Annotated in this window: 17 protein-coding genes and 2 tRNA genes; 3 read left to right on the forward strand and 16 right to left on the reverse strand. The window is 66.2% G+C overall.

Annotated features, from left to right (window positions below; all coding sequences use genetic code 11):
• Nucleotide 1: 1 nt before the first annotated feature.
• From J7I79_RS10070 to leuC, 5 genes are all read right to left on the reverse strand, one after another.
• Nucleotides 2–1,054, reverse strand: a complete 1,053-nt coding sequence (locus J7I79_RS10070; RefSeq protein WP_214952805.1) for an NAD(P)H-dependent glycerol-3-phosphate dehydrogenase — start codon at nucleotides 1,052–1,054, stop codon at nucleotides 2–4.
• Nucleotides 1,051–1,797 (reverse strand): 1-acyl-sn-glycerol-3-phosphate acyltransferase, encoded by a 747-nt coding sequence (locus J7I79_RS10075; protein WP_214952807.1) that lies wholly within the window; start codon nucleotides 1,795–1,797, stop codon nucleotides 1,051–1,053. Before J7I79_RS10075 ends, J7I79_RS10070 begins: the two co-directional genes overlap by 4 nt.
• A gap of 10 nt (nucleotides 1,798–1,807) precedes the next feature.
• A complete protein-coding gene (gene murA / locus J7I79_RS10080) occupies nucleotides 1,808–3,133 on the reverse strand; it encodes a UDP-N-acetylglucosamine 1-carboxyvinyltransferase (protein ID WP_104175386.1) in 1,326 nt (441 codons plus the stop codon).
• A gap of 212 nt (nucleotides 3,134–3,345) precedes the next feature.
• Nucleotides 3,346–3,948: a 3-isopropylmalate dehydratase small subunit gene (gene leuD, locus J7I79_RS10085; RefSeq protein ID WP_214952810.1), complete on the reverse strand. Its 603-nt coding sequence runs from the start codon at nucleotides 3,946–3,948 to the stop codon at nucleotides 3,346–3,348.
• Nucleotides 3,949–4,013: 65 nt separating this feature from the next.
• Nucleotides 4,014–5,468: a 3-isopropylmalate dehydratase large subunit gene (gene leuC / locus J7I79_RS10090; protein ID WP_214952811.1), complete on the reverse strand. Its 1,455-nt coding sequence runs from the start codon at nucleotides 5,466–5,468 to the stop codon at nucleotides 4,014–4,016.
• 112 nt (nucleotides 5,469–5,580) lie between these two features.
• On the opposite strand from leuC, the gene J7I79_RS10095 reads away from it, so the two are divergent.
• On the forward strand, nucleotides 5,581–6,300 hold the full coding sequence (locus J7I79_RS10095; RefSeq protein WP_011692361.1) for an IclR family transcriptional regulator: 720 nt from the start codon (nucleotides 5,581–5,583) through the stop codon (nucleotides 6,298–6,300).
• Nucleotides 6,301–6,371: 71 nt separating this feature from the next.
• The gene (locus J7I79_RS10100; protein WP_214952813.1) at nucleotides 6,372–6,917 is read left to right on the forward strand and encodes a DUF1697 domain-containing protein; all 546 of its coding nucleotides are present in this window, start codon (nucleotides 6,372–6,374) and stop codon (nucleotides 6,915–6,917) included.
• A gap of 14 nt (nucleotides 6,918–6,931) precedes the next feature.
• Here J7I79_RS10100 and J7I79_RS10105 read toward each other — a convergent pair whose 3' ends face one another.
• The 4 genes from J7I79_RS10105 to J7I79_RS10120 all read right to left on the reverse strand — a co-directional run bounded on the left by J7I79_RS10105 (nucleotide 6,932) and on the right by J7I79_RS10120 (nucleotide 10,758).
• Complete coding sequence (locus tag J7I79_RS10105) at nucleotides 6,932–8,551, reverse strand: GTPase (protein WP_214952815.1); 1,620 nt, start codon at nucleotides 8,549–8,551, stop codon at nucleotides 6,932–6,934.
• Nucleotides 8,548–10,329: a dynamin family protein gene (locus J7I79_RS10110; protein ID WP_214952817.1), complete on the reverse strand. Its 1,782-nt coding sequence runs from the start codon at nucleotides 10,327–10,329 to the stop codon at nucleotides 8,548–8,550. The genes J7I79_RS10105 and J7I79_RS10110 overlap by 4 nt, the downstream gene beginning before the upstream one ends.
• A 154-nt stretch (nucleotides 10,330–10,483) precedes the next feature.
• Nucleotides 10,484–10,559: transfer RNA gene (locus tag J7I79_RS10115), tRNA-Glu, on the reverse strand.
• A 127-nt stretch (nucleotides 10,560–10,686) separates the two neighbouring features.
• Nucleotides 10,687–10,758, reverse strand: a tRNA-Gln gene (locus tag J7I79_RS10120).
• A gap of 344 nt (nucleotides 10,759–11,102) precedes the next feature.
• On the opposite strand from J7I79_RS10120, the gene J7I79_RS10125 reads away from it, so the two are divergent.
• Nucleotides 11,103–12,503, forward strand: coding sequence for a hypothetical protein (locus J7I79_RS10125; RefSeq protein WP_214952819.1), 1,401 nt, complete (start codon nucleotides 11,103–11,105; stop codon nucleotides 12,501–12,503).
• An 18-nt stretch (nucleotides 12,504–12,521) separates the two neighbouring features.
• Here the strand turns inward: J7I79_RS10125 and J7I79_RS10130 are convergent, their stop codons facing one another.
• The 7 genes from J7I79_RS10130 to J7I79_RS10160 all read right to left on the reverse strand — a co-directional run bounded on the left by J7I79_RS10130 (nucleotide 12,522) and on the right by J7I79_RS10160 (nucleotide 19,878).
• Nucleotides 12,522–13,259, reverse strand: coding sequence for an HAD family hydrolase (locus J7I79_RS10130; RefSeq protein ID WP_214952820.1), 738 nt, complete (start codon nucleotides 13,257–13,259; stop codon nucleotides 12,522–12,524).
• Entirely contained in the window at nucleotides 13,259–14,773 is a 1,515-nt protein-coding gene (gene gltX / locus J7I79_RS10135; RefSeq protein WP_214952822.1) for a glutamate--tRNA ligase, read from the reverse strand. Before gltX ends, J7I79_RS10130 begins: the two co-directional genes overlap by 1 nt.
• A gap of 132 nt (nucleotides 14,774–14,905) precedes the next feature.
• Nucleotides 14,906–15,682 carry a fumarylacetoacetate hydrolase family protein gene (locus J7I79_RS10140; protein WP_214952824.1) on the reverse strand — a complete coding sequence of 259 codons (777 nt, stop codon included), beginning with the start codon at nucleotides 15,680–15,682 and terminating at the stop codon, nucleotides 14,906–14,908.
• A 43-nt stretch (nucleotides 15,683–15,725) separates the two neighbouring features.
• On the reverse strand, nucleotides 15,726–16,508 hold the full coding sequence (locus J7I79_RS10145; RefSeq protein WP_214952826.1) for an MBL fold metallo-hydrolase: 783 nt from the start codon (nucleotides 16,506–16,508) through the stop codon (nucleotides 15,726–15,728).
• Nucleotides 16,509–16,705: 197 nt separating this feature from the next.
• The gene (locus J7I79_RS10150; protein WP_214952828.1) at nucleotides 16,706–17,818 is read right to left on the reverse strand and encodes a branched-chain amino acid aminotransferase; all 1,113 of its coding nucleotides are present in this window, start codon (nucleotides 17,816–17,818) and stop codon (nucleotides 16,706–16,708) included.
• Nucleotides 17,819–17,919: 101 nt separating this feature from the next.
• Entirely contained in the window at nucleotides 17,920–18,972 is a 1,053-nt protein-coding gene (locus J7I79_RS10155; RefSeq protein ID WP_214952830.1) for a 3-isopropylmalate dehydrogenase, read from the reverse strand.
• 120 nt (nucleotides 18,973–19,092) lie between these two features.
• Complete coding sequence (locus J7I79_RS10160) at nucleotides 19,093–19,878, reverse strand: class F sortase (RefSeq protein WP_214952832.1); 786 nt, start codon at nucleotides 19,876–19,878, stop codon at nucleotides 19,093–19,095.
• Nucleotides 19,879–19,923: the final 45 nt, after the last annotated feature.

The following is a 19,923-nucleotide window of genomic DNA, read 5'->3' on the forward strand; positions in this document are numbered from 1 at the left end:
GTCAGTAATCGCCTTCGGATTTAAGGTCCCGGGCCAGCAGCAGCGGTCCCAGTTCGTCAACGGACAATTTTCCGGCCAGGACGGCAACGACTGCCGCAGTGATGGGCATTTCGACGCCTAGTTTTCCGGCAAGTTCATGCACGGCCTGGCCCGATTTGATTCCTTCGGCCGTTTGGGTCATTTCCGCGGCCACCTGTTCCAGCGTCAGGCCTTTGCCGAGGAGGCGTCCGGCGGTGTGGTTCCGTGACAGCGGCGAGGAGCAGGTTGCCACCAAATCCCCCAGGCCGGCGAGGCCTGCCATGGTCTGCGCCTCGCCCCCGAGAGCGAGCGCCAGCCTGGACGTCTCCGCAAGCCCGCGGGTGATGACCGAGGCCTTGGTGTTGTCACCCATCTGCTTGCCTTCGCAAATGCCTACGGCCAAGGCGATGACATTCTTGACGATGCCGCCGATTTCAACGCCGACGACGTCGGTGGTGGTGTAGGGGCGGAAGTATGGTGCGGTGCAGCTGCGGGCGATCCACGATGCCACCTCGGCGTCCGAGCAGGCCACGACCGACGCGGTGGGTTCCTCCCTGGCAATTTCCATGGCCAGGTTCGGTCCGGACACCACGGCAACGCGGTCTGCCTTGATGCCCAGTTCCTCACAGATGACTTCGCTCATGCGGGCGTCCGAACTGAGCTCCAGCCCCTTCATCAGGGAGACCACCAGGGCGTCCGGCGAGATCAGGTGCCGCCACTCGCGAAGCTGCGGCCGCAGGGACTGGGCGGGAACGGCCAAGACCACAAGGTCTGCGCCGGAAAGTACGTCCGCGACGTCAGTCGATGCGGTGATGCTGGGCGGGAGCTCAATCTCCTTGAGGTACTGCGGGTTGCGGTGCCGGGTGTTGATCTGCTCCACGACTTCGCTGCGGCGGCCCCAGAGCCGGATGCTCCGCTGAACGCCGGATGCCGTGGCAGCGTCGGCGAGGATCTTGGCAAAAGTGGTGCCCCAGGAGCCGGCTCCGAGGACGGCGACCGATTTCGCTGAGCCCGCTGCAGCCTGTTCCTGGGTCATTTGCCGTCCCGTTCGATGTTGCGTCCGTGTTTGCTCTGGTTGTGGGCAGCCGGGTCCCACCGTTCGGCGGGAGGCTGCTCGGAACGCAGCGTTGCGAGCAGCCCGGTGATGGCGTCCATGATGACGGCGGTAGCCGCCGTCAGCGTGGCCTTGTCCAGCGGACGGCCCTCAAAAGCGCTGAGGTCCACGGGATCGCCCACGATGACGCGGGACGTCCGGCGGGGGAACACGTGGAAGCGCTTGGCATAGCGGGGGAAGACCTGGTGGGCTCCCCAGTGGGCCATGGGAACAACCGGAATACCGCTTTCCAGCGCCATCCGGGCCGCGCCGGTGTGGCCCTTCATCGGCCAGAGGTCCGGGTCCCGGGTCAGGGTGCCTTCGGCGTAGACGATGATTGCCCCGCCTTCGGCCACCACTTCCTTGGCGACGTTCAACGAACGGTTGGCCCCCGCCGTCGAGCGTTCCACCGGGATCTGCTTGGTGGCGCGCAGCACGGCCCCGACGACCGGTACCTTGAAGAGGCCGCCCTTGGCGAGGAAGTGCGGCATCCGCTTCTGGTTATAGAGCATGTGCCCGATGACCAGGGGGTCGATCTCGGTGCAGTGGTTGGGGGCAGCGATGAAGCCGCCCGCCGGAAGCTTTTCCAGCCCCTCCCACTTCTTGTTCATGAGCAGGTTCATCACGGGCCTGACGATCCCGGCGACGATGACAAAGGTGATGCGGCTCTTAGCCGTTTCCTTCACTGGGACCCCGTTACTTGGCTGAGGTGATGTCGAAATCGGCGCCCAGGCCGGCGAGCTTCTCGGTGAAGCGCTCGTAGCCGCGGTTGATGATGTCGATTCCGGTCACCCGGGACGTGCCGGTGGCGGCCAGTGCTGCGATGAGGTGGCTGAAGCCACCCCGAAGGTCCGGGACGTCGATGTCGGTGCCCTTGAGCTGCGTGGGGCCCGAGATGACGGCCGAGTGCAGGAAGTTGCGCTGGCCGAAGCGGCACGGCACGCTGCCGAGGCATTCCCGGTGCACCTGGATGTTGGCACCCATCCGGAGGAGCGCTTCAGTGAAGCCGAAACGGTTCTCGTAAACGGTTTCGTGGACGATTGATACGCCCTCGGCCTGCGTCAGGGCAACAACGAGCGGCTGCTGCCAGTCGGTCATGAACCCCGGGTGCACGTCCGTTTCCAGGACGAGCGGGTTCAGCTTGCCGCCGCGGTGGTAGAAACGGATGCCGTCCTCGCCGATGTCCATGCCGCCGCCCACCTTGCGGTAGGTGTTCAGGAACGTCATCATGTCGCGCTGGGATGCACCCTCGACAAAAATGTCTCCGCGCGTCACAAGCGCAGCTGAGGCCCAGGATGCGGATTCGTTGCGGTCGGAGAGGGCGCGGTGGTTGTAGCCGCCCAGGTCCTTCACGCCTTCGATCCGGATGGTGCGGTCCGTCTGGACGCTGATGATGGCGCCCATCTTCTGCAGCACGGCAATGAGGTCGATGATTTCCGGCTCCGTGGCGGCACCGGAGAGCTCCGTAATGCCTTCGGCACGGGTGGCGCTGAGCAGCACCTGTTCGGTGGCTCCCACCGACGGGTACGGCAGGGAGATCTTGGCCCCCTGAAGTCCCTTGGGCGCGGAAATGTGGATGCCGCCCGGGCGCTTTTCGACGACGGCCCCGAACTGACGCAGGACGTTCAGGTGGTAGTCAATCGGGCGGTCGCCGATCTTGCAGCCGCCCAGGTCCGGAATGAAGGCCTCACCGATCGCGTGGATCAGCGGCCCGCACAGCAGGATGGGGATCCGGGAGTCGCCGGCGTGGGCGTCAATGGCGGTGCTGGACGCGGTCTTGGCGCCTTTCGGATCCAGGGTGAGGTCCCCGGTGACGGGGTCCTTTTCGACGGTGACGCCGTGGAGCTGGAGCAGGCTGGTGACAACCTCGACGTCCTTGATTTCAGGGACGTTGCGCAACACGGACGGCTCGTTGCCCAGGAGGGCAGCCACCATGGCCTTGGGGACAAGATTCTTGGCCCCGCGAACGGTGACGCGGCCAGTCAGCGGGACGCCTCCGCGGATTGTCAGAACACTACTCATATACCGGTTTCCTCACGACTACTCGCCCCCAAATCCTTACAAAGGCTCCAGCTAAGCATAGGAGCTTGCGTTACCGATCTGAAATACGGCGCGCTCCGCCAGGGTCCATGAGGGGGCACAGCAGGGACCGGGCCCGGGCGCGGCACCGTCCAGGAGCGGACCCGCAGCGTGGCGCGCCCGTCCGACAATACCGTCCGGTAATACCGTCCCGTCTAGGACAGCCGCGCCGGGAGGGTCTTCGGCTTGAAGGCAGGCCTGGTCGTCTCGTAGATCGTGATGTCTTCCTCATGCTGGAGGGTCAGCCCGATGTCGTCCAGGCCTTCCAGCAGGCGCCAGCGCGTGTAGTCGTCAATCTCGAACGGTGCCACGATGTTGCCGCACATCACGGTCTTCGAGACGAGGTCCACCGTCACTTCGGTGCCGGGGGCGTTCTCAAGCACCTTCCAGATGAGCTCAATGTCATCCTGGGCGAGTTCAGCCGCCAGGAGGCCCTGTTTGCCGGAGTTGCCGCGGAAGATATCGGCGAACCGGGAAGACAGGACGGTCTTGAAGCCGTAGTCCTTCAGTGCCCACACGGCGTGCTCACGGGAGGATCCGGTGCCAAAGTCGGGCCCCGCTACGAGCACGGAGCCGGCGTTGAACGGTGCCTGGTTCAGGATGAAGGCCGGGTCCTTGCGCCAGGCGGCGAAGAGTGCGTCCTCGAAGCCGGTGCGGGTGATGCGCTTGAGGTAAACGGCGGGGATGATCTGGTCGGTGTCCACGTTGCTCTGGCGCAGCGGTACGCCGATCCCGGTGTGGGTGCTGAACTTTTCCATGGCGGATCCTTCGGTGCTGGGTAGGTCTAGGCGTCGTCTAAACGGCGTGAACTAGTCGGCGTTATCTAGGCTGCGCTGGTGCTGACGGCGGCGGACTCCGGGGCGGGGTCCAGATCCGACGGCGAGCTCAGCGTTCCTCGGACCGCCGTCGCCGCCGCGACTACCGGCGAGACGAGGTGGGTGCGGCCGCCCTTGCCCTGGCGCCCCTCGAAGTTGCGGTTGGACGTGGAGGCGCAGCGCTCTCCCACTTCCAGCTGGTCCGGGTTCATGCCCAGGCACATGGAGCAGCCGGCGAAACGCCATTCGGCGCCGAACTCCTTGAAGACCTTGTCCAGGCCTTCCGCTTCGGCCTCGAGCCGGACGCGTGCCGAGCCCGGTACAACGAGCATGCGGATGTTCGGGTCCTTGGTACGGCCGCGAATGACGTCCGCGGCAGCGCGCAGGTCCTCCATCCGGGAGTTGGTGCAGGACCCCAGGAAGACCGTGTCCACCCGGATCTCCTTCATCGGCGTGCCGGCTTCCAGGCCCATGTACTGCAGGGCCCGTTCGGCCGCGGCCTTGGCGTTTTCATCGCCGAAGTCCTCGGGCGAGGGAACCTTGGAGGACAGCGAAACGCCCTGGCCGGGGTTGGTGCCCCAGGTAACAAAAGGTTCCAGGGTGTCGGCGTCCAGGTCCACCTCGACGTCGAACGTCGCGTCGTCTTCGGTGCGCAGGGTGTTCCAGTATTCGACGGCGGCGTCCCACTCCGCGCCCTGCGGCGCGTGCGGGCGTCCGTACATGTAGTCATAGGTGGTCTGGTCCGGGGCAACCAGGCCTGCACGTGCACCGGCTTCGATGGACATGTTGCAGATGGTCATCCGGGCTTCCATGGACAGCGCACGGATGGCGGAGCCCCGGTATTCCAGGACGTAGCCCTGCCCGCCGCCGGTGCCGATCTTGGCGATGACGGCCAGGATGATGTCCTTCGCCGAAACACCGGGACGGAGCGTGCCCGCGACGTTGATCGCCATGGTTTTGAACGGCTTCAGGGACAGCGTCTGCGTGGCCATCACGTGTTCCACCTCGGACGTGCCGATGCCCATGGCCAGTGCGCCGAATGCTCCGTGCGTTGACGTGTGCGAGTCGCCGCAGACCACGGTCATGCCCGGCTGGGTGAGCCCGAGCTGGGGGCCCACCACGTGGACGATTCCCTGCTCGGCGTCGCCCAGGGAATGCAGGCGGACGCCGAATTCCGCGCAGTTGTTGCGGAGGGTCTGGATCTGCGTCCGGCTGGTCAGATCGGCGATAGGCTTGTCGATGTCCAGCGTGGGGGTGTTGTGGTCCTCGGTGGCGATGGTGAGGTCCGGGCGGCGCAGTTTGCGGCCGGCCAGGCGGAGCCCCTCGAACGCCTGCGGGGACGTGACTTCGTGCACGAGGTGGAGGTCGATGTAGAGAAGGTCCGGCTGGGCGTTGGCACCTTCGCCGTCGCCTTTGCGCACCACGTGCGCGTCCCAGACTTTCTCGGCCAATGTCTTTGCCATGGCCATCTCCCTTCACTGCTGTTGGCTGTTTGTATCCACTGAACCAGCACGCCCGCGTAATACGCCAGCCAAATGATTTGCATCTCAGATATTGAGACGGCAATATCAGTACATGGACAATTCTAGTGGAGTCGGCGTCATCGATAAAGCGGCCCACGTGCTTGACGCACTTGAGGCCGGACCCACCACCCTGGCGCAGCTGGTGGCTGCCACCGGACTGGCGCGTCCCACCGTGCATAGGCTTGCACTTGCACTGGTTCATCACCGGTTGGTGAGCCGCGACATCCAGGGGCGCTTTGTGCTGGGCAGCCGCCTGGTGGAGCTCGCGTCCGCCGCGGGCGAGGACAGGCTGATCGCTTCCGCGGGGCCGGTCCTGATGCAGCTGCGCGACGCCACCGGCGAAAGCGCGCAGATCTTCCGCCGGCAGGGTGACTGGCGCGTGTGCGTTGCGTCGGCTGAACGCCCCATCGGCCTCCGGGACACCATCCCGGTGGGTACGCAGCTTTCCATGAAGGCCGGCTCCGCCGCCCAGGTGCTGCTTGCCTGGGAGGACCACGACCGCCTCCTCGAAGGACTGCAGGCCGCGCGCTTTACGCCCACGGTCCTGGCGGGAGTACGACGGCGGGGCTGGGGCCAGAGCCTCGGCGAACGCGAGCCGGGGGTCGCCTCCGTTTCGGCGCCTGTCCGCGGTCCGTCCGGACGGGTGATTGCCGCCGTCTCGATTTCCGGACCGATTGAGCGCCTGACGCGCCAGCCGGGCCGGCTGCATGCCGAAGTCGTCTGCAATGCCGCCCGTGTCCTCACCGAGGCCCTCCGCAAAAACAACGACTGACCCGGCATACCACCCGCCGGACGCGGTTTGCCCGGCGTCCCCAGCCCGTTCGCGGGTTATAGGCTGTGCCCATGAAGAGCTATGCGGTATTCCTGCGCGGCATCAATGTGGGCGGCATCAACATCAAAATGTCGGACCTCAAGAACGCGCTGGCGTCCCGCGGCTTCACCGGAGTGAAGACCCTCCTGGCAAGCGGCAACGTGGCCCTGGCCAGCAGTCTCGGGGCGTCAGCGGTCAAGAAGGACGTCGAAGCCTGCCTGCGTGAAACCTTTGGTTATGACGCGTGGGTAGTGGTACTGACCGCCGACAGGGTTGCCGCGATCGTGGAGGCGTGCCCGTACCCGGCCGAAGACAAGGCGACCCACACCTACATCACGCTCAGTTCGGACAAGGCCCTGCTGGACGAACTGTTCGAGTCAGGCGCCCGCCTGGACGGCACCCGGCAGCAAAGACTGGGTCCTGAGGCGATGGCCTGGCTGGCACCCGCCGGCGGCACCCTGGACAGCCCGTTCAGCAAGGTGTCGTCCAAGGTCCGCTACAAATCCAGCACCACCACACGCAACCTGCGCACCATGATCAAGGTGCGCGACGCCACGGCAGCGCTGCAGGAAGGCTGACCGCGGCAGGAACGCTAGCCGCGGCCCGCGGACTTCAGGGCCGCGTTGAAGGACTTCAGCCTGCTGACCTCGACTTCCACCGGTTCGACCACCAGCCTGTCCGCCACGGCAGCGACGGCCGCGTTGAGCTTTTTCCGCGCCGCGGCGGCCCGCAGTCCGGCAGCAGCGCCGGCGATGACCTTCGCGGCAATGGCCAGGACAATGCCAAGCACCGCTCCCCCGGCAATCAAGAGGGTGGGCACAGGCCACCCCTCCACCCTGGGCACTTCCGGAACCGGCAGCTGGAGATAGCCGAGGCCTGCAAGGACGCCCAGCCAGGCGAGTCCTCCCAGGGCTGCCAGAAGGGCCAGCCACTGGACGGTGTTGAAAAGGCCCCACCACCACGATTTGCGTCCGGCCAGCAGGTCGGTGCCGGCAATGGCCTGGTCCAGCGCGTCCGGCAACTGGTCCCGCCCTTCGCGCGCCGCACTGCGGATGGCCGCACGCCAGGGCCCGGGAGCTCCGGTACTGGCCGCGTCCGCGAATTCCCGCACAGCCGCGTCCGTCCTGGCGCGTTCCGGCGCACCCGCCGGCGGCAGCGATGTCCTGTTGACCTCGGCGCTGGCCCCTTCACGGCGGAGGTTGAGCCGCCGCAGCGGGTCGGGACGGAACCGGACCAGCCAGCGGGTCAGGGGCCAGCCGGTGCTCCGCGTTGCTTCGTGCCGGTACGACCGCGACACGGCTTCGACCACGAGCGGGACGTTGGCGGCCGCCGCAAGCTCGTCGGCCAGGCGCGACCGGGTGCCGGCCCTGACACCTGCCGCTTCCCCGCTTCCGGAGGCCGCCGCGAGCTGCGCCGAGGCCTTGGAAACATCCGCCGCCAGCCGCTGGGATAACGCCTGCCGTTGCAGCGCCACGTGGCGGATGGCCGCCCGGACTTTGTCCACGCCGGTCCCCGTCAGGGCAGAGGCACCGAGGACCTGGACTTTGCCCAGTCCGTCACGGGCCAGAATGGCTTTGAGCGATTCCAGCACGGGGGCAATGTCCGGTGGCGGAAGCAGGTCGATCTGGTTGAGGACCACCAGGGTGACCGCTCCGTGCGAAGCCAGCGGCGCAAGGAAGTCGTTGTGCACTGCTGCGTCCGCATATTTCTGCGGGTCCAACACCCACACGAGTACGTCCACCTGCCCCACCATCCGCTGGACAATTTCCCTGTTGGCGGCTTTCGTTGAGTCGAAGTCGGGCAGGTCCAGCAGGATCAGGCCCGTGGATTCATCGGCGAATCCCGGCACTGCCGAGGAAAGGTGCCGCTTGTTCACCCCGAGCCAGTCCAGCAGCGGTTCACTGCCCTCTGTTCCCCAGACGCCGGCCAGGGGTTCCGAGGTTGTGGGACGGCGGGCTGCCGCCGTCGCGACGTCAGCGCCGCTTACCGCGTTGAAGAGCGAGGACTTGCCGCTGCCCGTGGCACCAAAGAATCCCACCACCGTGTGCTCCGAGGACAGCGAACGGCGCGAACTGGCGCGTTCAAGGACCTGCAGCACGTCATCCAGCGACTCCTCGGGAAGCACCCCGCCGGCAAGCTCCCGCGCGTCGTTCAGGGCTTCCAGCCGGGTGTGGAGCCGGGAGGCTTCCCTGGTCCCGCTGTGCCTGCTCACGCGGACTCCGCCAGCCGCTGCAGGGCGCGGGCATGGCCTGCCAGCACGTCCGGTGACTCGCCGGCGGCAAAGTCCAGCCGTTCGAGGAAGCGCTGCTGCTCTTCCTGCAGCAGGTTCTGGCACCGCGCGTTCAGGTCCTCACGCGCCGTCTGAGCCAGGCGCCGCACGGCATCTTCACCGAAGACGGCTTCCAGGAGCCTTTGACCGACGATGGCGGTCCCGCCTGCCACGCCGACCTCCAGGCCACTGAGTCCGGCAGTCATGGAGAATACAACGATCATGAGGGCGGCACCGAGCCCGTTGACCCCGAAGGAGAGCCACCGGGCCTGCGTGCGCTTGCCTTGGCCTTCGGTGCGGATGAGCTCCATCAGCCCTCCCTGCCACGCCCGGATCTCTGCCGCGACCCGGTCCGGGAAGCCCGCGCTGGTGCCGGAAAGGTCGTCGGTGCCCAGCAGTTGCCGGCCCGCAGGGTCCGAGCGCCAGCGCTGGTCTGCATCCTCGGCCGCATTCGCCGCTTCGTCCATGATGACGGCCTGCAGTCCGGTTTCGATGGCTGTTTCGACTCTAACCGCCGGGGCAGGCTCTCCACGGAAGAACGCACCCACCCGGTCCCGCATGCGCCCGATGTTTTGTTCCAGGACGCGGAAGAACTCGCCGGTGCCCACGAAGTCCTGCCAGCGGGCAAGGACTTCACCGCGCAGGAGGGCACCGTCCCGTGTGGCCTCCAGAATCCGGGCCACCGCGTCCTGATAGGCGGTGCGGACATCCTTGGCCAGCACTTCCGCCGCCTGCTGCTGCTCCTGCGAGGCCTGGGCGAGGGCCGCGACGCGCCCGCTGAGCGAGCGCACGGTGCCGTTCAGCGTCCGCCGGGCAATCTCGGCCCGACCCGCCGCATCTGCCGCCAGTTCGCGCAACCACCGCCCCAGGGGTTCCACGGCTTCGGCGGGCAGCATTCCGAGGCGATCGAGGGCGACCTCCCGGACAATGAACAGCTTCGCTGCGCCGAGGCCTTCCTGCTGCAGCATCGCCCGGAGGTCCGCGCTCACCTCCGCCTCTGCGGCAGGGGGCACCCGGTCCAGTACCACGGCCACCATGATGTCCCTGGCTGCGGCGTTGAGGAGCAGTTTCCAGGGGACGGCGTCAGCATAGCGATTGGCTGTTGTGACAAATACCCAGAGGTCGGCCGCCGCGAGCAACTGTCCTGCGAGCTTCCGGTTGTCATCCGAGACAGAGTCGACGTCCGGAGCATCCAGCAGCGCAATCCCTTCCGGCACGGCCGGATGCCCCACCAGCACCAAGGACGATATTGCGGCGGCATCCGGTGCGGCGCCGGCGCGGTTGGCTGGCACCTGAGCGTCCACCACAACACCCCTGATACGGCTCAGGCTCGGCAGCACGCGCTGGTCTTCGAACCAGCCTGAGTCAACCGGATTGTGCAGCAGGATCGGCTGTCTGGTGGTTGGGCGGATGGCACCGGCCCTTGTGACGGGGTGGCCCACGAGGGCATTCACAAGGGTGGATTTCCCGGCACCGGTGGATCCTCCCACGACCGCCAGAAGCGGAGCGTCGAGGCTGCGGAAACGCGGAAGGATGTAGTCATCCAGCTGCGACAACGCATTCCTGATGTCAAGGCGGGCGGAGTCCGCTCCCGGCAGTGCCAGCGGCAGCACGGCCGCGCTGAGGTCGCCGCGGACGGCTTCGAGCAGCTCCACGGCAGCAGCAGCCCGTGAGTTTGGCGCTGCCGGGCCCGGGGGCGGACTCTCAGATGGGGACGTCACAGCTTCATCATGCCAGTTCAGCCCCGGTCCGGCGCGCGAATCCGGCGGCAGTAACGCACGGAATGCACGGACGACAGGAAGAACCCAATGGCCCGCGGTGGAAAGAAGAAGGAAAAGCAAAACGGCCCCGGGCTGTTGCCCGGGACCGTTTCAATGGTGACCCCAGCGGGATTCGAACCCGCGTTACCGCCGTGAGAGGGCAGCGTACTAGGCCGCTATACGATGGGGCCGCGTACTTCCGGATAGCATTTCTGCTATCAGGCTCAGTGATTGTTTCATACACAGAGCCGGTGTTTCAAATCGACTAAACCGCTTTGAAACCGCTGATCCGCAGCACCGGAGTGCAGTTTTTCAGAGCTGGGATACCAGGACTCGAACCTAGAATGACGGTACCAGAAACCGTAGTGTTGCCAATTACACCATATCCCAATGACGCTTTCGGGCCGGATATTCAGGTCTAAACCTTTGCTCCGAGCGCCTCAGCACGAGTAATTACTTTACCCGAGAGTTTTGGCTGGCACAAATCGGGGCCCCTGGGCGCTCCAGGGAGAACGCCGCACGCCCCAGCCGGGAGGCAATCCGCACTGCGGGCCGGGAAATTCCTTGCAATTCCGGGCGAAACAAGTTTACTCTCGGTAAGTTACCAATCAGTAACTACTCACCTGGCCCCTTCCCGACCGGCAGTTTCACGTCCAGCTCCACGTGTTAGCTGCGTCACGGTCGGGGGCGTCCAGGGACAACAGCTACAGCCAGAACCGTCGAGAGGAACCTCCGTGCCACAGAGTCGTGCCACTGCTCCCCCCAACAACCGCATCCGCACCCGCACCCAGCAGATCGCCATCGCGGTACTTGCCTTGCTCCTGATTGCACTGCTGGGCTTTTACACCGTGGTCACCGGGCGCATTACTGACGGATCAGCGCGGCTCAAGGACGGGGCCGGCCAGGCCTCCGCAGGTGCCGACCAGCTCCAGGACGGCGCCGGAAAACTTTCCACGGGTGCCGCGCTGGCAGACACGGGGGCGGGAAAGCTCTCGGCCGGGGCAGAGAAGGTCCGTTCCGGCATCAGCGATAAGCTCGCTCCCGGCGCCGATCAGCTCCAGGCGGGCGCCGAGAAGCTCGCGGCCGGAGCGGTCAGGATCGAGGCGGACGTCAACAACAAGCTCGCCCCCGGCGTGTACAAGGTTGATGACGGTGCGCAGAAGCTCGCCGCCGGAGCGGTCCAGCTTTCCGCAGCTTTGACTCCCACACCCGCCGGAAACGCGGAAAACAATCTGGCCGACGGCGCCACGCAGCTCAGCGACGGTGCCTCACGGCTGGAAGCCGGCGCTGGCCGGCTCGCTGCCGGGACGAATCAGCTCATGGGCTACCGCGGGGCCAACGGCAATCCGGAGGCGGGTACGGGTACCGCTGCCCTGGCCCAGGCCCTCGAGCTGTTGCAGGCCGCCGCCGAAGACCCCGTCCAGGGGCTCGTACCGCTGTCCGTAGTGAAAGACAAGATTGCAAAAATCACGGCAGGTGCCCACAAGCTCGACGCCGGAGCCGCCCAGCTCCAGTCCGGCGCCGCACGGCTCCACGAAGGCAGCGGGCAATTGCAGGCCGGCGCTGGCAGGCTGGCCGCCGGCTTCACCACCCTGGGCGGCAAGCTCAACAGCCAGGACCCGGCGAGCCCCGGCGTTGTCCTCGGCACGCAGCTCCTGGCCGAGGGCACCGCCAAGATCAGGGTGGGGATGGACGGCGTGCCCGGAAACGCCGAGCGCCCGGGCCTGCTCAAGGCCACTGCCGGCATGACGCAAGGCTCCTCCCGGCTTGCAGCCGGGGCTGTGGCCCTGAACACCGGCATCAAGGGCGACCCGGCTGACCCTGCCAAACCCGGGCTGCTGAGCGGTTCCGAGGCCCTGGCCGCCGGAGCCTCGGAACTATCCGTGGGCAACACCAAGCTTGCCGCCGGTTCCACGCAACTGGCCGCAGGGGCCGGCAGGCTCGCGGAGGGGAACGCCAAGGTAGCGGCTGGCACGGAAACGCTGCACTCGAGCGCCGCAGCGGTGTCGCCGTCGGATATGGCGGGACGGCCCGACGCCGGCACGGCCATCGGCATGGTGGGAGTGCTGGGACTGGGTTCCGTGGGTGCTTTTGTGGCCCTGCGCAACAAACGGCCGCGTCGGGATGGTGCCTGAAGCCCGCCGCCGGCTCCCTTACCCGAGCAGGTCCGCCAGTGAACCTACCTGGTGACCGGCGAAAGCCGACTCGGTTTCACCGCTGCGGTTCAGCCAGACGCCCAGCAGGCCCGCCGCCGTCGAACCTTCTGCGTCAAGCAGCCGGTTGTCGCCCACGTAGAGGGTCTCGGCGGCGCTGCTGCCCAGGAGGCGGACCCCTTCAAGGTAGATGGCCGGATCCGGTTTGGGCACGCCCACCGTGTCCGTTCCCACCAGCACCCTGATGCGCTGCAGTCCCGCCGTGTCCAGCTTCACCCGCTGGTAGTCGTGGACGTTGTTGCTCACCGCCCCGTAGGGAATCCCGGCAGCGTCAAGGGCGTCCAGGACCGGAGTAACGTCCTCAAACGCACGTACGTAGCCGTGCTGCAGGGCCGCGTAGGATGTAACCCAGGCATGGGACTCCTCACCCTCCTCGAGCTCCACGCCGAAGTGGCCCAGGGCAGCCCGTCCCCGGAGGAGCCGCTGCTCGTTGAAGGTCAGTTCGCCGGCCAGGTAGCGGTCATAGAAGTGTGTGGTTTCGTGCGTGAAGATCCGCCCGAACTTCTCCCACCCGGCCTGGTCCAGGCCGGGCAGGAGATGTTCGCTGACATCACGCAGCGCGGTGGTCATGGCGAATTCAAGGTCCACCAGGGTGTCGTCAATATCGAACAGCACACCCCGGATGACGCCAAAGCCCGTATGGAGGACACCGCCGCCGTCACCGCGCATGGCAGTCATCAGCCGCGGAACGCGTGCAGGCGGGCCAGCGATGAGGCCTTGCCCAGGATGACCATGGATTCAAAGAGCGGCGGGGAAATCCGCCGCCCCGAGATGGCCGTGCGGACAGGACCGAAGGCCAGCCTCGGCTTGATGCCCAGGTCCTCCACGAGCGCCTGCTTCAGCGCCGTCTGGATGTTCTCGGCGTTCCAGTCCGTGACGGCGTCCAGGGCGGCGGTCGCGGCGTCCAGGACCTCGGTGAGGTTTTCCGGCAGCCCCTTGCGGGCATCGTCCGCAACGTCGATGGCGTCGTCGTTCTTGAACAGGAAGGAAATCATTTCGGGCGCTTCGCCCAGCAGGGCAATGCGCTCCTGGATCAGCGGTGCGGCCTCGGCGAGGATCTCCTCCTCGCGTGCGGTCAGGGTGTCCCCCACCAGGTTGGCGGCGCGGAGGTACGGGACCAGGCGGGCCCTGAAGTCTTCCGCCGCCAGCATCCGGATGTGCGTTCCGTTGATCGCTTCGGCCTTCTTGATGTCGAAGCGCGCGGGGTTGGCCAGGACGTCGTGGACGTCGAAGTTTTCGATGAGCTGTTCCACGGTGAAGATATCCTCATCGGCGGACAGGCTCCAGCCCAGCAGCGAGAGGTAGTTGAGCAGGCCTTCGGGGATGAAGCCGCGGTCCCGGAGCAGGAACAGGTTGGACTGCGGATCGCGCTTGGACAGCTTTTTGTTGCCCTCGCCCATGACGTAGGGAAGGTGGCCGAACACCGGCATGTAGCTGGCGACGCCGATCTCCATCAGGGCGCGGATCAGTACCACCTGGCGGGGAGTTGAGGAGAGCAGGTCCTCGCCGCGCAGCACGTGGGTGATCGCCATTAGGGCGTCGTCAACGGGGTTCACCAGGGTGTACAGCGGGGAGCCGTCCGCGCGGACAATCACATAGTCCGGGATGCTGCCGGCCTTGAAGGTGATTTCGCCGCGGACCATGTCAGTGAACGTGACGTCCTCGTCAGGCATGCGGACGCGGAGCACAGGCTCGCGGCCATCGGCTTTGAACGCGGCAATCTGCTCGGCACTGAGGTTGCGGTCGAAGTTGTCGTAGCCGAGCTTGGGGTCGCGGCCGGCGGCACGGTGACGCGCCTCCACTTCCTCCGGGGAGGAGTAGCACTCGTAGGCGTAGCCGGCGTCCAGGAGCTTGGCCACCACGTCCTTGTAGAGGTCAAGGCGCTGTGACTGGCGGTACGGCTCGTGCGGGCCGCCCGTTTCCACGCCCTCTTCCCACGAGATGCCCAGCCACTTCAGCGCCTCGAGCAGCTGCTCGTAGCTCTCTTCGGAGTCGCGCGCCGCATCCGTGTCCTCGATACGGAAGACAAACGTTCCCTGGGTGTGCCGGGCGTAGGCCCAGTTGAACAGCGCCGTCCGGATCAGGCCCACGTGCGGGGTGCCGGTGGGCGACGGGCAGAACCGCACCCGGACCGGGGTTTCGGGGGTGACGGCAGGACTGGAGACGGCGTTGGACACAGAAGGAGTAGTCATAGTGACTCCAACTTTACCGCCTGCCCGGGGGCGCCGCCCGCCGCCAAATCCGCCGCCGGTTCCGCTGCAGAAACGGGCAGCCGCCCCGGGAATTCCCGGGACGGCTTCCCGCATTTCTGTGCGGTTTGGTGTCTAGCGCCGGACGATCGGATTGGACAGGCGGCCGATGCCTTCGATCTCCACCTCAAAGCGGTCACCGGCTGTAACCACTCCCACACCCGCAGGTGTGCCGGTCATGATCACGTCGCCGGGAAGCAGCGTGAAGGCCTGCGACACGACCGAGACGAGTTCGCGGACGCCGCGGATCATCTGGCTGGTGCTGCCGTCCTGGCGGAGTTCGCCGTTGAGCCAGCCCTGGATCCGGAGGTCGTCGGTATCCAGTTCGGTCTCGATCCACGGGCCCAGCGGAGCCGAGGTGTCAAAGCCCTTGGCCCGCGCCCACTGCAGGTCCGTCTTCTGAACGTCACGGGCGGTCAGGTCGTTGCCGCAGGTGTAGCCAAAGATGACGTCGTCGACGCGGTCCTCGGGAACGTCCTTGCAGATCCGTCCGATCACCACGCACAGCTCGGCTTCGAAGGAAACCTCGTCCGAGAATTCCGGCAGCACTATGGGATCGTTGGGGCCCACGACCGAGGTGTTCGGCTTAAGGAATAGGAGGGGCTGCTGCGGCACGTCGTTGCCCAGTTCCTTGGCGTGCTCAACGAAATTTCGTCCGACGCCCACAACTTTGCTGCGCGGGATGATGGGGGCAAGCAGCCGCACATCCTCAAGCTTGTACTTGACGGTGCTGCGTTCAACGCCGTTGAAGAAAGGGTCACCCTTGATGACAATGACTTCCTCACTGCCGGGCTCGCCTTCAACAACGCCGTAGAGGGGATCGGAATCAGCTACAAAACGGGCGATACGCATGGTTCCTAGCGTACCGTCTCCGGTCAGCCGTCCTGCCGCGTGCTCAGCCCCGGATGTACTCCAACTGCGCAGCCACGGAGTTCTCCGCTGCCGGACGGACGGCGGGATCGATGTCCGAATAAACGGCGTCGGTGATTTCACGCACTCCTGCACCGGAGCCGAGCTCCGTCAAAGCCGCACGGATCTGCGCAAGCCGTTCGTGGCGGTGCTCCCGATAGGCGCGGACGACGGCATCCAGCGCGGGGAGCACCGGCCCGTGCCCGGGAAGGACAGTGGCCGGTCCCAGCTCTTCGAGCCTGTCCAGGGTTGCCAGGTAGTTGCCCAGTTTGCCGTCGGGAAAATCCAGCACCGTGGTGCCGCGTCCCAGGATGGTGTCGCCGGTCAGCACTGATCCGTGCCGGCCGTCGCCGGGCAAGTGGAAGCACAGCGAGTCCGAGGTGTGGCCGGGGGTGGCAATGACGCGCAGCTCAACTCCGGCCGCGAGGATCGTTTCACCGTCAGTGAGCGGATGACCCCCGTGGCAGTGCCGGGCGTCCGCAGCGCGGACCGGAGCCCCCGTGAGTTCGTGGAAGCGTGCGGCCGCTGCTGTGTGGTCCGCGTGACGGTGCGTGAGCAGGATGAGCTCCACACTCCCCTCCCCGGCCAGCTCCAGCAGATGCTGTTCATCCAACGGCCCGGGGTCCACCACTACCGAGCTCCCGGACTCCGGGCCACCCAGCAGGTACGAATTGGTCCCGTCCAGGCTCATGGGTCCGGGATTGGGTGCCAGCCGGAAACGGGCCAGGTCGCTGGCGGGAAGAATCGACGTTGAGGATGCGGGATTCACCTGTCCATCTTCGCATTTCTGAGCCGGCAGGACCCGTCGCGGGGGCGGCGGCTGTTGGTGCTCGCCCGTTACGCCGTTGGTGCTCACCTATTAATAGGGAGAAGAAGTCCCATTGTGAGTAAAACTCTGGAAAGCACGACGCCGGGTGGCCCGCAGGCGTTGCGGGCCACCCGGCGTCGTGCGTCAGTCAGAAGGACCTAGGCGAGGCGCATCAGCCAGCCGTGGGTGTCCTCGACGGTGCCCGTCTGGATGCCGAGCAGCTGCTCGCGGATGGCCATGGTGGTCTCCCCTGCCTTCGCGTCCTCGGAACCGATGAACTCCGTGGCGTCTTTGAGGACACCGATGGGCGTGATGACGGCCGCGGTCCCGCAGGCAAAGACCTCGGTGATCTCACCCGATGCGACGCCGTCGCGCCATTCGTCCAGGGTGATCTTGCGCTCGGCAACGGTCCGGCCCATGTCCTTGGCCACCTGCATGACGGACATCCGGGTGACACCTTCAAGGATGGTTCCGGTCAGGGCGGGGGTCACCAGCGAACCGTCCTTCATGACGAAGAACACGTTCATGCCGCCAAGTTCCTCAACGGCGTTGTCGTTGAACTGGTCCAGGAAGAGGACCTGCTTGCAACCGTGGGCCTCAGCCTCCTGCTGCGCGATGAGGGACGCCGCATAGTTGCCGCCGCATTTGGCCGCGCCGGTTCCGCCGCGGCCCGCACGGGCATACTCACGCGAGATCCAGATCGAAACGGGCTTCAGTTCGCCGCCGAAGTAGTTGCCGGCCGGTGACGCGATCACGCGGAAGGAGACCTCCCTGGCTGCGCGGACGCCCAGGAACGCCTCGGTGGCGATCATGAACGGACGGAGGTACAGGGCCTCGCCGTCCCCCGCCGGGACCCATTCGCGGTCGGCCTGCACGAGTTCGCGGATGGCTCCGAGGAAATATTCTTCCGGAAGTTCCGGCAGCGCGAGCCTGCGTGCGGACTTGTTCAGTCGCGCGGCGTTGGCCTCGGGACGGAACGTCCACACGGATCCGTCGGCATGGCGGTAGGCCTTGAGCCCCTCAAAAATCTCCTGGCCGTAGTGCAGCACTGCCGCCGAAGGGTCGAGTGAGATGGGACCGTATGCCTCGATGCGCGCGTCATGCCAGCCGCCCTTGCCGGTCTCGTCGACGCTGTAGTCGACGACCGCGGTGTGGTCGGTGAAATAGTTGCCGAAACCTGGGTTGGCCAGGATGGCTGCACGCTCGTCAGCAGACTTCGGGGTTGCCGAGGGCTGCTGGGTGAATTCGACGCCATGGGCAGTCTGAGTCATGGTTCCTCCACGGTCGGCTGCCTGGTGTGTGAACGTGGTTCAGCGTCGGACCACGGCAGCATTTTGGTGATTCGAAACAAGCTTACGCCTGATGCGGGCCCCTACAGGGCGGCAGCGATTGCGTCGCCCACAGCACTCGTGCTGCGTGCCTCGCCGTTGCGGCCTTCGACGTCGGCGATGACCGCCGCCTCGATCTTTTTCGCCGCTTCGGTATAACCAAGGTGGTCCAGGAGCAGCGCAGCCGACAGGATGGCCGCTGTGGGGTCTGCCTTCTGCTGGCCGGCGATGTCAGGAGCCGATCCGTGCACCGGTTCGAACATGGACGGGGCGGTGCGCTCCATGTTGATGTTGCCCGAGGCGGCCAGCCCGATGCCGCCGGTGACGGCAGCGGCGAGGTCCGTGATGATGTCGCCGAAAAGGTTGTCCGTGACAATCACATCGAAGCGCGAGGGGTCGGTGACCATGAAGATCATTGCTGCGTCAATGTGCAGGTAGTCGTGGGTGACGTCAGGGAATTCCTGTGCCACCGCTTCAACGGTGCGCTTCCACAGGTGGCCTGCGTAGACCAGCACGTTGTGCTTGTGGACAAGGGTGACGTGCTTGCGCGGACGTTCGCCGGCCCGGCGGAACGCATCGCGGACCACGCGCTCCACACCGTGGGCCGTGTTCAGGGAAACCTCGGTGGCAACTTCGTGTTTGGTCCCGGCGCGGAGCGTGCCGCCGTTGCCCACGTACGGCCCCTCGGTACCTTCGCGGACCACAATGAAATCAATGACGCCGGGGTTGGCCAACGGGCTGCCCACGCTGCCGAACAGGCGTGACGGGCGCAGGTTGACGAAGTGGTCCAGGCTGAAGCGGAGCTTGAGGAGCATCTCCCGCTCGATGATGCCGGACGGGATCCGGGTGTCGCCGGGGGCTGCGCCGACGGCACCGAACAGGATGGCGTCACGGGTCCGGAGATCGCTCAGCACTTCCTCCGGGAGGGTCTCGCCTGTCTCCAGCCAGTGCTGGGCTCCCAGCTTGTAGTGGGTCTGGTCCAGCGTGACGCCTTCAGCGGCAACAACCTTCTCCAGGACCTTCAAAGCTTCGGCGATGACCTCGGGGCCGATGCCGTCGCCGGGAATGACTGCAAGATTAATGGTGGATGCGCTCATGCTTTCAGGGTAGCCAAGGCATCCACATGATGGTCAAGTCGTCTCAATATTCGAACACACACTGCGGCCCGAGAGCCCGTCGGCGGGCCGGCCCTACTGCGCGGCGGCCGGTCCGGAAGGTCAGCGCCCCGGCACCGGCGAGGCCACTACAGCCACGTTCTTGCCCCACGGATCCTCGGTGTAGCAGCTGATGAGGACCAGACGGTTGGGGGCAACAGTCCAGATGGGGCTGTCCTTCAAGGTGGCCTTGGTATAGGTGGTGACGGACTCCACTGTGTATGTCATAGTGCCGGCAGCTGTGGCGACCGTCAGTTCGTCTCCGGCCGCGGCGGCTGAACTCAGGTGGTTGAAGGGTGCATCCAGGCCTTCCCAGCTATGGCCGATGACGTATGTCGTGTTGGTGGAACCGGCCCCGGGCGTCCCGAAGGGAGTCAGCCAATAGCCGTCCATCGTCTCCGGCGGGACGATGCTGTGACTCTCGGCATCAAGGGATTCGGGCTCCAGGGGACGCACTACCACGTCCATTCCGGCCGCCGGGTATGTGAGCCTTTGCGGCGCAGACGCAGCAGGGTAGGAAACGGCCGGCTGCGCCGCAGCCGCGCCGCCGTCGGCCAGCGGCACAGCGGGCGGCGCGGTCGGTGCCGGCGCCGCTACGGGTGCCGGGGTTCCCGTCGCCGGCGCCTCTGCCCGACCCAACGGATCGGGAAGCTGCCCCGACAGCACTATCGCTGTTGGCTCCCCGGCTGCCGGCGCACCGTGGTCACCGGTCCCCGTCACGCCGTAGACCAGCCACGCTGCGAGAAGCCCCGCGGCGCATACGGCGAGCACCAGGATGTCCCGGTAGCTAAGCAGCAGGCCGCGGATCCGGGCGGCACGCATTCGCCGGTTACGGCGGTGACTGACCATGAAAGGCTCCTGATGACGCTGAGACTGAAATGCTGAAACAGGAGG

Origin of the sequence: Arthrobacter sp. ISL-69, from assembly GCF_018613775.1 — a bacterium.
Lineage (GTDB): Bacteria > Actinomycetota > Actinomycetes > Actinomycetales > Micrococcaceae > Arthrobacter.